General features: G+C 71.0%; 12 protein-coding genes. 7 read left to right on the forward strand and 5 right to left on the reverse strand.

What is annotated here, in order from left to right:
• Positions 1-50: 50 nt before the first annotated feature.
• From ACFV9T_RS15750 to ACFV9T_RS15760, 3 genes are all read left to right on the forward strand, one after another.
• Complete coding sequence (locus tag ACFV9T_RS15750; protein WP_385440399.1) at positions 51-986, forward strand: DUF4097 domain-containing protein; 936 nt, start codon at positions 51-53, stop codon at positions 984-986.
• On the forward strand, positions 986-2,092 hold the full coding sequence (locus tag ACFV9T_RS15755; protein ID WP_385440402.1) for a helix-turn-helix transcriptional regulator: 1,107 nt from the start codon (positions 986-988) through the stop codon (positions 2,090-2,092). Before ACFV9T_RS15750 ends, ACFV9T_RS15755 begins: the two co-directional genes overlap by 1 nt.
• Before the next feature lie 160 nt (positions 2,093-2,252).
• Entirely contained in the window at positions 2,253-2,708 is a 456-nt protein-coding gene (locus ACFV9T_RS15760; protein WP_385440405.1) for a TIGR03668 family PPOX class F420-dependent oxidoreductase, read from the forward strand.
• A gap of 21 nt (positions 2,709-2,729) precedes the next feature.
• Here ACFV9T_RS15760 and ACFV9T_RS15765 read toward each other — a convergent pair whose 3' ends face one another.
• The 3 genes from ACFV9T_RS15765 to ACFV9T_RS15775 form a co-directional block, all read right to left on the reverse strand.
• A complete protein-coding gene (locus ACFV9T_RS15765; protein ID WP_385440407.1) occupies positions 2,730-5,510 on the reverse strand; it encodes a hypothetical protein in 2,781 nt (926 codons plus the stop codon).
• A gap of 188 nt (positions 5,511-5,698) precedes the next feature.
• Complete coding sequence (locus ACFV9T_RS15770; RefSeq protein WP_385440408.1) at positions 5,699-6,661, reverse strand: zinc-binding dehydrogenase; 963 nt, start codon at positions 6,659-6,661, stop codon at positions 5,699-5,701.
• 144 nt (positions 6,662-6,805) lie between these two features.
• Positions 6,806-8,038, reverse strand: a complete 1,233-nt coding sequence (locus tag ACFV9T_RS15775) for an NADP-dependent malic enzyme (protein WP_385440410.1) — start codon at positions 8,036-8,038, stop codon at positions 6,806-6,808.
• 513 nt (positions 8,039-8,551) lie between these two features.
• On the opposite strand from ACFV9T_RS15775, the gene ACFV9T_RS15780 reads away from it, so the two are divergent.
• Genes ACFV9T_RS15780 through ACFV9T_RS15790 form a run of 3 tightly spaced genes read left to right on the forward strand, consistent with a single transcriptional unit; the run spans position 8,552 to position 11,259 of the window.
• On the forward strand, positions 8,552-9,514 hold the full coding sequence (locus tag ACFV9T_RS15780) for an ABC transporter substrate-binding protein (protein ID WP_385440411.1): 963 nt from the start codon (positions 8,552-8,554) through the stop codon (positions 9,512-9,514).
• Between the two features lie 49 nt (positions 9,515-9,563).
• A complete protein-coding gene (locus tag ACFV9T_RS15785) occupies positions 9,564-10,493 on the forward strand; it encodes an amino acid ABC transporter permease (RefSeq protein WP_385440412.1) in 930 nt (309 codons plus the stop codon).
• 4 nt (positions 10,494-10,497) lie between these two features.
• The gene (locus ACFV9T_RS15790) at positions 10,498-11,259 is read left to right on the forward strand and encodes an amino acid ABC transporter ATP-binding protein (RefSeq protein ID WP_385440415.1); all 762 of its coding nucleotides are present in this window, start codon (positions 10,498-10,500) and stop codon (positions 11,257-11,259) included.
• A gap of 86 nt (positions 11,260-11,345) precedes the next feature.
• Here the strand turns inward: ACFV9T_RS15790 and ACFV9T_RS15795 are convergent, their stop codons facing one another.
• Complete coding sequence (locus ACFV9T_RS15795) at positions 11,346-12,122, reverse strand: class I SAM-dependent methyltransferase (RefSeq protein WP_385440417.1); 777 nt, start codon at positions 12,120-12,122, stop codon at positions 11,346-11,348.
• A 101-nt stretch (positions 12,123-12,223) separates the two neighbouring features.
• Between ACFV9T_RS15795 and ACFV9T_RS15800 the strand changes: the two genes are divergently transcribed.
• Complete coding sequence (locus ACFV9T_RS15800) at positions 12,224-12,835, forward strand: CGNR zinc finger domain-containing protein (protein WP_385440418.1); 612 nt, start codon at positions 12,224-12,226, stop codon at positions 12,833-12,835.
• On the opposite strand, the gene sodX is transcribed toward ACFV9T_RS15800, so the two are convergent.
• Entirely contained in the window at positions 12,757-13,203 is a 447-nt protein-coding gene (sodX, locus tag ACFV9T_RS15805) for a nickel-type superoxide dismutase maturation protease (protein WP_385440421.1), read from the reverse strand. The two genes, ACFV9T_RS15800 and sodX, sit on opposite strands and share 79 nt — an antisense overlap.
• Positions 13,204-13,340 lie beyond the last annotated feature (137 nt).

Consider the following 13,340-nt stretch of genomic DNA (forward strand, 5'->3'; position numbering starts at 1 on the left):
TGTACGGACACGATATGTTGCGTGACCGCATCCAGCCAGGGAGGCCAGGGATGTCAGCCCGGTCAGAGTGGTCGTTCGGCGAACCACAGAAGCTCACCTTCGACGAGCCCGTCTCCGCGCTCCACGTACGCATCGTGGACGGCACGGTCGACGTGGTCGGGACCGACGGCGGCCCGGCCCGGCTGGAACTGTCCGACATCGAGGGCCCACCGCTGAAGGTGACCCTGGAGGACGGCACCCTGAGCGTCGCGTACGACGACCTGCCCTGGAAGGGGCTGCTCTCCTGGCTCGACCGCAAGGGGTGGCACCGGACGGTCCATGTCACCCTCGCGGTGCCCACGGACACGGCCGCCTCGATCGGCGTCGTCAACGCGTCCGCCGTCGCCTCCGGACTGGGCGGCCGGACGGAGCTGCGCGGCGTATCGGGCGACGCCACCCTCGTCGGACTGACCGGTCCGGTGCGCGCCGACACCGTCTCCGGCCGGGTGGAGGCGCAGGCCGTCACCGGCGACCTGCGCTTCAACTCCGTCTCCGGCGACCTCACCGTCATCGAGGGCTCGGGCCCGGTCGTCAAGGCGGACTCCGTCAGCGGCGACATGGTGCTCGACCTCGCCCCCGCCTCCGCCTCGCAGCGCGCGGACATCAGCCTCACCACCGTCTCCGGTGAGATCGCCATCCGGCTGCCGCACCCCGCCGACGCCAGGGTCGAGGCGAACACGGCGAGCGGGCCCGTCTCCAACGCCTTCGAGGATCTGCGGGTCACCGGCCAGTGGGGCGCCAAGCGGATCACCGGGCACCTGGGCTCGGGGCAGGGCCGCCTCAAGGCCACCACCGTCTCCGGCGCGATAGCGCTGCTGCGGCGCCCGCCCGCCGACGGAGACGGCGACGATGTCAGCGGCCGCACCGACAGCACCGACCGTACTAACAGCACCGACAGCAGCGACAGCACCGACAGCACCGGCGGCCCGCAGGGAAAGGTCCTCTGATGCCCCCCGTATTCGCCCACGGCCGACTCCGCCTGTACCTGCTCAAGCTGCTCGACGAGGCCCCGCGCCATGGGTATGAGGTCATCCGGCTGCTGGAGGAGCGCTTCCAGGGGCTGTACGCGCCCTCCGCCGGGACCGTCTACCCGCGCCTGGCCAAGCTGGAGGCGGAGGGCCTGGTCACCCACACCACCGAAGGCGGCCGCAAGGTCTACTCGATCACCGACGCCGGACGCGCCGAACTGGCCGACCGCAGTGGCGAGCTGGCCGACCTGGAGCTGGAGATCCGCGAATCGGTGGCCGAACTCGCCGCCGAGATCCGTGAGGACGTGCGCGGCTCCGCCGACGACCTGCGGCGGGAGATGCGGGAGGCCGCCCAGAAGGCCCGCACCTCCGGTGGTACTACCGGCGAGGGCGAACACGGCCCCTGGGAGGGCCCGTGGGACAACGCCGAGGGCTGGCGGCAGGCCAAGGAGGAGCTGCGGCGCGCCAAGGACGAGTGGAAGGAGCAGGCCCGCCGCGCGAAGGAGGAGAGCCGCCGCGCCCGGCAGGACGCCCAGCGCGCCCGCAAACAGGCCAAGGACGCCCAGGAGTTCGCGCTCGAAGAGGTCCAGCGGGTCGCCCGGCGGGTTCAGGAGCAGACCCAGGAGCACATCCGGGCGGGCGACTGGCAGCAGGCGGTACGGGACGGACTGGCCGAGGTGTCGCGCAGCGTGAGCCGCCTCTCCCGGCAGGGCACGACCCCGCCGGGGCGGGCGGACACGGGCGACGCGACGAAAACCGCCTCCCCGCGCGCGGACGCGACCGAACCGGACTCCGGCACCGCCCAGCAGGCTACCGCCGATGCCGGTGCCCACGTGCATGGCGGCGACGGGGACGGAGACGGCGGCGGCGCACCGGCCGAGCCCGCGTGGGCCGGGGAGTTCACCCCGTCAGGCGACCCCGCCCGCGATCTGGACCGGCTGCTCGACCGCTTCCGCGACGACATCCGCGACACCGCCCGGGACCACGGGGTGACCGATGCCCAACTGGCCGACGCCCACCGCCGACTGGCGGCGACGGCGGCCCGGATCACCGGCCAACTGCGCGGCGCCCCGGCCAAGGACTAGGGCCTGTCGTTTGGATCAGGCCCTAGGGCGTCCCCGAGCCCCGGCCACGCAGTGGGCCTTGTTTTTTTTATCGGCCCGTGGGGGGCCCCCGCGCCCGGGGCGCGCTTCGGGGGGGGCTTCGCCCGGCCGCCGGAGGCGCCCCCGCAGTAGCCTCGCCGGTATGCGACTGGAGACCCCCGAGGCGCGGCGGCGCTTCGCCCGCGCCCGGGTGCTGCGGCTGGCCACCACCGACGTGGACGGCCGACCGCATCTGGTGCCCGCCACCTTCGCCCTCACCACCCCGGACCACGGTGGGGACACCGTGGTCACCGCCGTGGACCACAAGCCCAAGCGTCACCAGGACCTGAAGCGGCTGCGCAACATCCACGCCAATCCGGCGGTCTCTCTCCTGGTCGACCATTACGACGAGGACTGGCGGCAGCTGTGGTGGGTGCGGGCCGATGGCCGGGCCCGGATCGTTCCGGCCGAGGCGGCGGCCGAACGGGCGGACCCGGTGCGACGGCTGGTCGGCAAGTACCCGCAGTACGCCGACCGGCCGCCGCGCGGACCGGTGATCGCCATCGAGGTCACCCGCTGGTCGGGCTGGGCGTACGCCGAGGCCCCGGCGGACCGCTGATCAACTCCCCTTCCCCTCGGCTCAGTCGTCCCCCTTGCCGTCTCGCTGGTCGCGCGGACAGTCGAACGCGCCCCTGGGACCCCAGCTCTTCGCCTCGTCGCCGCTGTCGCGTATCCCGCATTCCAGCGCGACCTCCGGCGACGCGCCCCTGGTGTCATGCAGGATGAGCAGCCGCTTGTTGACGGGCACCTTGGCGCCCTGGCCGAAGATCAGCGAACCGGTGGCCCCTCGCAGCCCCTCCGCTCCGCCCACCCCCTGCTCCAGCTCCGACTGCACCCCGCCCCGCCCGAAGGGCGCCGTGCCCGCGCTCTGGTACGCCGCGTTGATCCCCTCGGACAGCACCCCGAGCGCGTCCCACGCGAGCGGCACCCGGGCGTCGTTGCTCCACAGGTCGCTCCCGTAGGCGGCGGCGTACCTCCGGTGGAAGTCGTCGCCCTTCACATTGGGCGAGTTGTCCTCCGCGAGGGCCTGAGCCGCGTAGTACAGCCGCAGTCTGAGGTGCTTCTCGCTGGGGCGCTGCTGCTCGACCACCGCGTTGTCGAGGTCGTTGCCGCCGAGCACGGTCGACTGGCCGTTGCAGCTGGTACGGCGGTCGAAGTCGTCGAGGAGATTCTCGAACTCATGGGCGCGGGCCGCCCAGTACACCACCGTGCGCGGCTCCTCCTTGAGCCTTCGGCATATGCTGTCGGCCATCTGTGAGGCGTGGGATACCCATTCGTCCCCTCGGTCTCTGTGTCCGGGCGGTGGCGCGGCGGAGGGGCGCTGGACCGGATACCAGATGCGGTGGACGTCCTTGAACGCCTCCGCGAACCGGTCGCTCAGATTCGCGCTGTAGATGTCGGTCGGATCCCCGATCACCACCGCCTTCCTGGCGGGGGCGCAGGTCCCGGGCGCGGTCTGCACGATATTGGCGTGCCGCGCGAAGTTGGCCGCGATGCGCGCCTCCCGGTGGTTGTCGGGGGCGACCTGGCGGTACATCGGCGAGCGCTGCATCTCCTCGGCGGTCGCGGCGGTGCCGACCATGGGCAGCCCGGCCTCGGTGAGGATGTCCCGGGCCTTCAGCGTGCCCGGGCGGCTCTGGCCGAGGCCGACCACGCCCAGGATCTGTTCCCCGTCACCGGCGCGCTCGGCGGCTTTGACCTCCTTCTTGAGTGCGCTGGCCACCGCGGGTGCCTGGGAGAAGCGCTCGCCCGCGTCCATCAGGCGGACCTTCAGCCACACCTTGCTGCTCTTCTGCTGGGCCGCCTGTTCATTGATCTCCTCCTGGGCCAGCGCGATGCCGCGCACCTCGGGGATGGCGCCGCTGTACTTGGCCTCGTCCCAGTCGGCGGCGGTCACCGGCACACCCAGATAGCCGACCGTCCGGACCACGGCGCCGGACCGGGCGGCCTTGTCGGCCCGCTCGTTCTGCCGGGTGATCGCCGCCACCGCGTCACCGTAGACCTCCCGCGGGCTCCGGTTCGGAGGGCTGCTCCGCCCGCCGCCGTCACCACCGGCCTTCGATGAGCCACCGGACGCGGACGGCGAACCGGCCGCGGACGCCGCCGGGGAGGCCGACGCGGCCGGGGACGCCGACGCGCCGCTGCCGCCCAGGCAGGCGGTGTCGCTGCTCTCCGTCAGCCGGGCCAGGGCGTAGCCACCGAGCAGCCCGAGCACGGTAACGCCCGCCACCGCCGCGACGGCGGCCTCCACCAGCGGCGCCCCATCGGAACGGCTCCTGCCGACGGCGATCTCCGGATAGCGGCCGAGCCAGCGGGCCGCGTCCTCGTCGTCCCCCTGCGGCTCGACGAGCACGCGGACGACCCTGGCGCCGCCCGCGCCGGTGGTCCCGATCCAGGACTTGAGCGTGATGGCCGCTTCGGCGAAGCTCTCCGTACGCTCCCGGCCCGGGCGCACCGCGGCCACCAGCATCACCCCGGTGGCCCCCGTCTGCTCGACCGCCCGGGGGAACTGCTCCAGCAGCCGCCCGGTGTCGTCACCGATGGCCGGGGGCTGCGGGAAGACGAGCACGACGCGATGGCGGCGGCGCCGCCCCCAGGGCGAGAGCCGGGGATGGCGGAAGGCCCGCTCCAGGTCGGCGAGCAGGGCCCGCAGCAGCACATCCACGATCGGCTCGCGCCGCGCGGCGCCGGGCGCGCCCACGGTCAGCCGACAGGCGTCGGCGAAGAACCCGGGCCCGCCCTCGGGCAGTTCGGCCCAGGCGCGGTACCAGCTGCCCTTGCGGGTCATCCGGCGGCCATGGCGCCGCCCGTACCACCAGCGCGGCAGCAGGCCGAACAGCGGGCGGCGCAGCCAGTACCAGGCGGTGCCCGGGATGCTCGGCGGCGGCTCCTCCCCACCGCTCACGGCCTGCAGGGCGCGCAGGAACACCGATCTGGCGCAGTGCGCCTCGTAGCTCCGGTTGCGCAGCTCGGTGGCCAGCGCGCCGGGCGGGCATCCGGCGAGGTCGGACTCGACGATGCCGCACATCAGCCGGAACTGGGGCAGCCGCAGTCGGCCGAAGCCGCCCGGCCGGTTGCGCAGCAGCTCTTCCTCGATCTTCTGGAACGTCACCCCCACGTGCTCCTGGCGCGGGGCCTCGGCCTCGCCCGCCACTTGCGCGAACGGAACGCGGGCGCGGCCACCCGCGCTGAAGCGCGCGCACAGGCCGTCCGCGATCCGCCCGGCCTCGGGCCCCTCGGCCAGCTGGGTGAGCAGGATCTGCGGCGCCGGGCCACGGCGGCCCGGCGGCAGGGTGACGAGCTGTTCGAACGCGTCGACCAGCAACTCGATTTTGGGCAAAGGCGGTACTGAAGCAGTCATGTGCATCCCCCTGGCCACGATTATCCGCGCCAACTCCGGAGAGCACCAGACCCTTTACTCAGAGTGATGGCAATGCGTCACTCTCGACCGTGAACGATCGAACCAGTGTGCACTTTGCACCAAAAATGACCGCCCGTCAGCCCACCCGTCAGCCCGAAAGCCCGACAGCCCGTCACCCCGCCCGGCGGTCAGACCGTCAGCACCACCTTGCCGAACAGATCCCCACCCGCCATCTTCTCGAACCCCTCGCGCGCCCGGTCCAGCGGCAGCACCGAGTCGATCACCGGCCGCACCCCTCGCGCGGCGCAGAAGCTCAGCAGGTCCTCCAGCTCGTCCTTGCCGCCCATCGTCGACCCGACGACCTTCAGCTCCAGGAAGAAGATCCTGTTCAGCTCGGTGGCCTGCGGGTTGGGGCCGCTGGTGGCGCCCGAGATGACGAGGGTGCCGCCCGGCTTGAGCGACTTCACCGAATGCGACCAGGTCGCGGCGCCGACCGTCTCGATCACCGCGTCCACCCGGCGCGGCAGCCGCTCCCCCGGCTCGTACGCCCCCTCGGCGCCCAGCTCGACCGCGCGCTTGCGCTTCGCCTCGTCCCGGCTCGTCGCGACCATCCGCAGCCCGGCGGCCGCGCCCAGCACGATCGCGGCGGTGGCCACGCCGCCGCCCGCGCCCTGCACCAGCACGCTGTCGCCAGGGCGTACACCCGAGTTGGTGAACAGCATGCGGTAGGCGGTCAGCCAGGCCGTCGGGAGGCAGGCGGCCTCCTCGAAGGACAGCTCCTTGGGCTTGGGCAGCAGATTCCAGGTGGGGACGGTGACCTTCTCCGCGAAGGTGCCCTGGTAGCGCTCGGTGAGGATGGTGCGGGGCTCATGCGGTCCGACGCCGTGACCGCTCTGGCCGATGACCGAGTGGAGGACGACCTCGTTGCCGTCCTCGTCGATCCCGGCGGCGTCACAGCCGAGAATCATCGGCAGCGACTCCTCGCCGAGTCCCACCCCGCGCAGCGACCACAGATCGTGGTGGTTGAGCGAGGCGGCCTTGACGTTGACGGTCGTCCAGCCGGGGCGTGCCTCCGGCTCGGGGCGCTCGCCCAGTTCGAGGCCGCTGAGCGGCTGGTCACGGTCGATACGTGCGGCGTAGGCAGCGAACATGATCCCGACCATAGGCCGCAGCACGAAGCGACGGAACCGTGCCGCGATGTGAGTCACACCGCCCGCCCCACGACAGCGGGCCGGGCCGCCCCGATGGACGACCCGGCCCGTACAGCTGCTCCTGCTCCCGGCGCTGCCGCTGGGTCAGCGGCGCGCCACGCCCTCCGCGCGGGCGGCGGCGGCCACGGCCGCGGTCACGGCCGGGGCGACCCGCTCGTCGAACGGCGAAGGGATGACCTTGTCCGCGCTCAGCTCGTCGGCCACGACGGAGGCCAGCGCCTCGGCGGCGGCGAGCTTCATGCCCTCGGTGATCCGGGAGGCCCGGACCTGGAGGGCACCGGCGAAGATGCCGGGGAAGGCGAGCACGTTGTTGATCTGGTTCGGGAAGTCGCTGCGCCCGGTGGCGACCACGGCCGCGTGCTGGTGGGCGACCTCGGGGTGGATCTCCGGGTTGGGGTTGGCCATCGCGAAGATGAAGGCGCCGGGCGCCATCTTCGCGACCGCTTCCTCCGGCACCGTGCCGCCGCTGACGCCGATGAAGACGTCGGCGCCGTCCATCGCGGTCTCCAGCGAACCGGTGAGCCCCGCCTTGTTGGTGAAGCCCGCCAGCTCGCGCTTGACCTCGGTCAGGTCCTCGCGGTCCGCGGAGACGACGCCCTTGCGGTCGCAGACCGCGACGTCCCCGATGCCCGCCTCGGTGAGGATCCGGGCGATGGCCACACCGGCGGCGCCCGCGCCGGAGATGACGGCGCGCAGCTGGCCGAGGGCGCGGTCGGTCAGCTTGGCCGCGTTGCGCAGCGCGGCCAGCGTGACGACAGCCGTACCGTGCTGGTCGTCATGGAAGATCGGGATGTCGACGCGCTCCTGGAGCTTGCGCTCGATCTCGAAGCAGCGGGGCGCGGAGATGTCCTCCAGATTGACGCCGCCGAACGAGGGCGCGAGCCGGACGACGGTCTCGACGATCTCGTCCACGTCCCGGCAGTCGAGCGCGATCGGCACCGCGTCCACGCCGCCGAACTGCTTGAAGAGGATCGCCTTGCCCTCCATGACCGGAAGGGATGCCTCCGGACCGATGTCGCCGAGCCCGAGGACGGCGCTGCCGTCCGTCACCACGGCCACGACCTGGGACTTCCAGGTGTAGTCATGGACGAGTTCCGGCTGCTCCGCGATCGCGCTGCAGACCTTCGCGACGCCCGGCGTGTAGGCGAGGGACAGATCGTCCCGGTCGCGCACGGGCACGGTCGCCTGGACGGCCATCTTGCCGCCGCGGTGCAGCGCGAACGCGGGGTCGAAGGGCTCTCCGTCGGTCACTCCGTCGGCTCCTTCGCCGCTGTCGCTTGCCTTGTCGCTGCGAGGATTCACCATCTCCGCTGCCACTTTTAGACCCCTTTGTCGTTTTCTGTCGAGGGTAACCGCCCCGGGTTGGGAGCGGGCGGGCACCGCGTCCGGTGCCGCGCGGCGGATATCCGCCACGCGGAATCAGATACGGACGCCGGGCGCGTCGCACTCGCGCCCTGAGCCCCGGATGAGGGGTGTAACCGTCTGTTCTACCGGAAGCGTGTGCCCATAACGAACGGCTTCCGTTGCGGTGGTGTTCGGAAAGTTCTCATAACCGTCGGAAGCGGTCGAAGCGGCTCCGGATATACATGCCGCCGTCACACGTCATTCGCCGCATGATCACAATTTCGTACCGCTCTCCGCACCTGGGCTGTACAGCCCGGTGTCCGTTTCCTGTGCACCACGGGGATCGCCCGTTATCCGATTTTGACACGGAAGCCCACCCGGGCGTGCCCGTCCAGATGGCAAGATGCCCCAATCACACGAGATCGCGACACTCACACGCGTGTTCCCGACCCTCGGACACCCCCTCACCCTGCCGGAGGAACCAGCATGACCGCCAGCTTCACGCGTCGCCGGGTCACCACGAAGTCCCGGACGGCCGCTGTCGGCGCAGTCGCGGTCGTGGGAGCCCTGTTGCTGACGGGCTGTGGCGACCAGACCGACCAGGCGAAAACGGGAGGTTCCGGCAACGCGGCCGAGAAGGGGCCGCTCTTCAGCAAGCTGCCGAAGAAGATCCAGGACGCGGGTGTGGTGAAGGTCGGCTCGGACATCAACTACCCGCCGGTCGAGTTCAAGAAGAACGGCAAGGTCATGGGGCTCGACCCGGACCTGGCGGACGCGCTCGGCAAGGTCCTCGGCGTCCGGTTCGAGTTCAACAACGCCACGTTCGACACCCTGCTGTCCGGTCTGCGGTCGCAGCGCTACGACATCGCCATGTCGGCCATGACCGACAACAAGGGCCGCCAGGACGGCGTCGACCCGGACACCGGCAAGAAGGCCGGCGAGGGTGTCGACTTCGTCGACTACTTCACCGCCGGTGTCTCGATCTACACCAAGAAGGGCGACGACCAGGGGATCAAGACCTGGGACGACCTCTGCGGCAGGAAGATCGTCGTGCAGCGCGGCACCGTCTCGCACGACCTCGCCAAGGCGGAGTCGAAGAAGTGCGAGCAGGGCGGCAAGAAGAAGATCGCGGTCGAGGCGTTCGGCAATGACACCGAGGCCCAGACCCGGCTGCGCGGCGGGGGTGCCGCGGCCGGTTCCAGCGACTTCCCGGTCGCCGCGTACGCGGTGAAGACCTCCGGCGGCGGCAAGGACTTCCAGCTGGTCGGCGAGCAGGTGGACGCGGCCCCCTACGGCATCGCGACCTCCAAGGACAACACCGAGCTGCGCGACGCCCTCCAGCAGGCGCTCGCCCTCATCATCGCGAACGGCGACTACGACAAGATCGTCGCGAAGTGGGGCGTCAAGGAGGGCGCGGTCACCAAGGCCATCATCAACGGCGGCAAGTGACCCCGGCCGACCCTGACGCTCGCGCGCTCGCGCTGAAAGGCACTCATCCGTGACAACGAAGCTCGACAAGACGGGGCCGGCCGGCGCCCCGTCTCCCGCACCGGAGAACATCAAAGCCATCCCGGTGCGGCACTACGGCCGCTGGATCTCCGCGGTCATCACCATCGCCCTGCTGGCGATGCTCGTCTACGCCTTCGCCAAGGGCGATGTGAACTGGGCCGCCATCCCGGACTACTTCTTCGACCAAGAGGTCCTCAAGGGCGTCCGCAACACCATCTGGATCACCATCCTCTCGATGGTGCTCGGCGTGGCCCTCGGCATCGTCCTGGCCGTCATGCGGCTGTCGAAGAACCCGGTGACGTCCTCCATCGCCTGGGGGTACATCTGGTTCTTCCGCGGCACCCCGGTCTATGTGCAGCTGCTGGTGTGGTTCAACCTGGGGCTGGTCTTCAAGTACATCAACATCATGCCGATCTACAAGGACGAGTGGTCGGACTTCATGACCCCGTTCCTGGCCGCCCTGCTGGGCCTCGGACTGAACGAGGCCGCGTACATGGCGGAGATCTGCCGGGCGGGCATCCAGTCGGTCGACGAGGGCCAGACCGAGGCCGCCCAGGCGCTCGGCATGAGCCACGCCAAGACCCTGCGCCGGGTCGTCCTGCCGCAGGCCATGCGGGTGATCGTGCCGCCGACCGGCAACGAGTTCATCAATATGCTCAAGACCACCTCACTGGTGATCGCGGTCCAGTACTGGGATCTCTTGCAGGCCACCTCGGGAATCGGCCAGAACACGGGCGCCACCGCGGAGATGCTCTTCCTCGCCGCCGCCTGGTACCTGATCCTCACCTCGGTGCTGAGCGTGGGCCAGTACTACCTGGAGCGCTACTACGCGCGCGGCACCACCCGGAACCTGCCCGCGACGCCGCTGCAGCGCATCCGGGTCAACCTGCTGTCCGGCTCGAACCGCCAGGGGATGTGAGCGAATGAACGCCATGGTGAAGGCGGAGGGCGTCCACAAGTCCTTCGGCGCCGTACAGGTCCTCAAGGGAATCGACCTGGAGGTCGCCCCGCGTGAGGTGTTCTGCCTGATCGGTCCGTCCGGCTCCGGGAAGTCCACCTTCCTGCGCTGCATCAACCACCTGGAGAAGATCAACTCCGGGCGGCTGTACGTGGACGGCGACCTGGTCGGCTACCGGCAGAAGGGCGACAAGCTCTACGAACTGAAGGACCGCGAGGTCGCCGCCAAGCGCCGCGACATCGGCATGGTCTTCCAGCGCTTCAACCTCTTCCCGCACATGACCGCGCTGGAGAACGTGATCGAGGCGCCGATGCAGGTCAAGCGGGAGACCAAGGCGGTCGCCCGGGAGCGCGCGCTGAAGCTGCTGGACCGGGTGGGCCTCGCCGACAAGGCGGGCAACTACCCCTCGCAGCTCTCCGGCGGCCAGCAGCAGCGGGTCGCGATCGCGCGGGCGCTGGCCATGGAGCCGAAGCTGATGCTCTTCGACGAGCCGACCTCGGCGCTCGACCCGGAGCTGGTCGGGGACGTCCTCGACGTCATGCGCGGGCTCGCGGAGGACGGCATGACGATGATCGTCGTCACCCATGAGATGGGCTTCGCCCGGGAGGTCGGGGACTCGGTCGTCTTCATGGACGACGGAGTGGTCGTGGAGGCCGGACTTCCGCGCGAGGTGCTGACGAACCCGCAGCACGAGCGGACGAAGTCCTTCCTGTCGAAGGTCCTGTAGGTGCTGTAGGCATACGACAGGCGCTCCAGGCCTACGACGCGAGGGCGGTACGGGTGCGATGCCCCGTACCGCCCTCGCGCGTCGCGTTACTTGAGCCCCAGCACCATCGCGTCCGAGACCGAGCACCATACGGACCGCGCCTCGGCGAACCCCGCCTCGCGCAGCGCGTCCGCGTGCCAGGCGGCGGGCTGCACCTCGCCGTCCGCGTGGTCGCCGTCCGCCGGGTTGCCGAAGATCGTGAACCGTTCGGCGACCGGCTCCGCCAGCACCGGGTCCACCGCGGCGGCGCCCCACCAGTCGACCCAGTCCTGCGCGCCCTCGGCCTTGGCCCGCGCCTGCCGCTCCTTGCGGTAGGTACGGTCGGCGTCGTTGAGCCGGGGCGTGTCCGGGTCCGGCATATGGTCGGCGTTCAGGAACACCCCGCCGTCGCGGACGACCCCCGCCACCTGGCCGTACAGCGCCCGGAGTTCATCGGAGCCCAGCCAGTGAAGGGCCGTAGCGGTGAGCACGGCGTCGTACGTGGGGTGCGGCAGCCGCCCCGTCCATCCGGGGTCGCGCAGGTCCACGCTGACGAAGGTGATGCGGCCGTCCCCCGCGAAGTACCCGCGCGCGATGGCCAGCAGCGCGGGGTCCAGATCGACGCCGGTGCTGGTGGCGCCGGGGAATCGGCGCAGCGCCCGATCCGAGATACTGCCCGTGCCGCACGCGAGGTCGAGGATTCTCGGCTCCGGTCCGACCAGCGCCTCGACCGTGTCGAGCATTGCCCGGAACCGCTCCTCACGATCGGGGAGGTACCACTCCTGCTGCCGGTCCCAGCTCCGTTGCCACGCCTGCCAGTCCGCCGCGGCGAGGGTGTCCGTCATCGCTCTCCTCCACGCTGTCGTACGTAATACCCTGGCGCGTAGAGCGCCCATTACCCGACCTGACCAGAACCGACCCTAGACCGCCCCCGTAAGGACCACAAGTGGAACTGGCTTATTACTCAGATCTCGCCGTGCGTCTGGTCAACAGCGAGGAGCCCGCACGCGGCACCGACGCGCTCACCTCGGTCGACGCCGTACGCACCCTCTTCGGGGAGAGCCGCCAGGCGGCCCGGCGCGCGACGGACGCCGACGTCACCCGGCTGCGGTCGGTCCGGGCCCGGCTGCGCGCGGTCTTCGAGGCGGCGGCGGAGGGGGACGAGGAACTGGCCGTGGATCTGCTCAACGCGCTGCTCATCGAGTTCCCGGTGAGCCCGCAGATCTCCGGGCACGAGCTGCGGGACGAGGACGGCCGCCCCAACTGGCACATGCACATCGCCGACTACGCCGCCAACGCCGGTGCCGGATTCGCCGCGACCGCCTCCATGGGGCTCGCGTTCCACCTCACCGAGCTGGGCGCGGACCGGCTCGGCATCTGCGAGGCCCCGCCCTGCCGCAACGTCTATCTCGACACATCGACAAATCGATCCCGGCGCTACTGTTCCGACCGCTGCGCCACCCGCGCCAACGTCGCCGCCTACCGCGCCCGTAAACGCCTCGACACGGGCCGCACCGCGGAGACCGCCCACGACAGCAGCCCGGCCATCGACCGCTGACCCCGGCCCCCGGGCCGCCCCGGCAGCGGCCGCACCCGCAACCACGCGCGGGCCACCACCAGCTCGTCCGGTACGACGCCGAACTCCCGGCTGTCGTTCTTCACGTCCGGGTTGTCCCCCATCACCCACCAGCCGCCCTCGCGCCGCTCCACCGCGCGCTTCACGATGAGCAGGTCCTGCCGGAAGGGATGCCGGAGCACCACCACGTCCCCCGGCCGCACGGGCACCCCGTACCGCACCACCAACTGGTCGCCCGGATACAGCGACGGCCGCATCGACGGGTTGTACACCTCGGCCAGCCCCATCCGCAGCAGGCCGTGCTGCTCGCGGTCCTTCTCCTGCCCGCGATCGTGCAGCTGCTCCTGCATCACGGCACCTTCCGTCCGTACGCCACCGTCCACCCTCACCATCGCAGGTCACCGCCCCAGCCACCCCGGAGTGTCACCGGACTTTTGACCTAAGCCTCCCGGCCCGCCCGAGAAAAGCCTTCCCACACGGAGTAATC

The organism is Streptomyces sp. NPDC059850, from assembly GCF_042731515.1.
In the GTDB taxonomy this organism is placed as follows: domain Bacteria; phylum Actinomycetota; class Actinomycetes; order Streptomycetales; family Streptomycetaceae; genus Streptomyces.

Coding starts and splice junctions, on each gene's coding strand:
- ACFV9T_RS15750 (WP_385440399.1), top strand. CDS start 51: ATGTCAGCCCGGTCAGAGTGGTCGTTCGGCGAACCACAGAAGCTCACC.
- ACFV9T_RS15755 (WP_385440402.1), top strand. CDS start 986: ATGCCCCCCGTATTCGCCCACGGCCGACTCCGCCTGTACCTGCTCAAG.
- ACFV9T_RS15760 (WP_385440405.1), top strand. CDS start 2,253: ATGCGACTGGAGACCCCCGAGGCGCGGCGGCGCTTCGCCCGCGCCCGG.
- ACFV9T_RS15765 (WP_385440407.1), bottom strand. CDS start 5,510: ATGACTGCTTCAGTACCGCCTTTGCCCAAAATCGAGTTGCTGGTCGAC.
- ACFV9T_RS15770 (WP_385440408.1), bottom strand. CDS start 6,661: ATGTTCGCTGCCTACGCCGCACGTATCGACCGTGACCAGCCGCTCAGC.
- ACFV9T_RS15780 (WP_385440411.1), top strand. CDS start 8,552: ATGACCGCCAGCTTCACGCGTCGCCGGGTCACCACGAAGTCCCGGACG.
- ACFV9T_RS15790 (WP_385440415.1), top strand. CDS start 10,498: ATGAACGCCATGGTGAAGGCGGAGGGCGTCCACAAGTCCTTCGGCGCC.
- ACFV9T_RS15795 (WP_385440417.1), bottom strand. CDS start 12,122: ATGACGGACACCCTCGCCGCGGCGGACTGGCAGGCGTGGCAACGGAGC.
- sodX (WP_385440421.1), bottom strand. CDS start 13,203: ATGCAGGAGCAGCTGCACGATCGCGGGCAGGAGAAGGACCGCGAGCAG.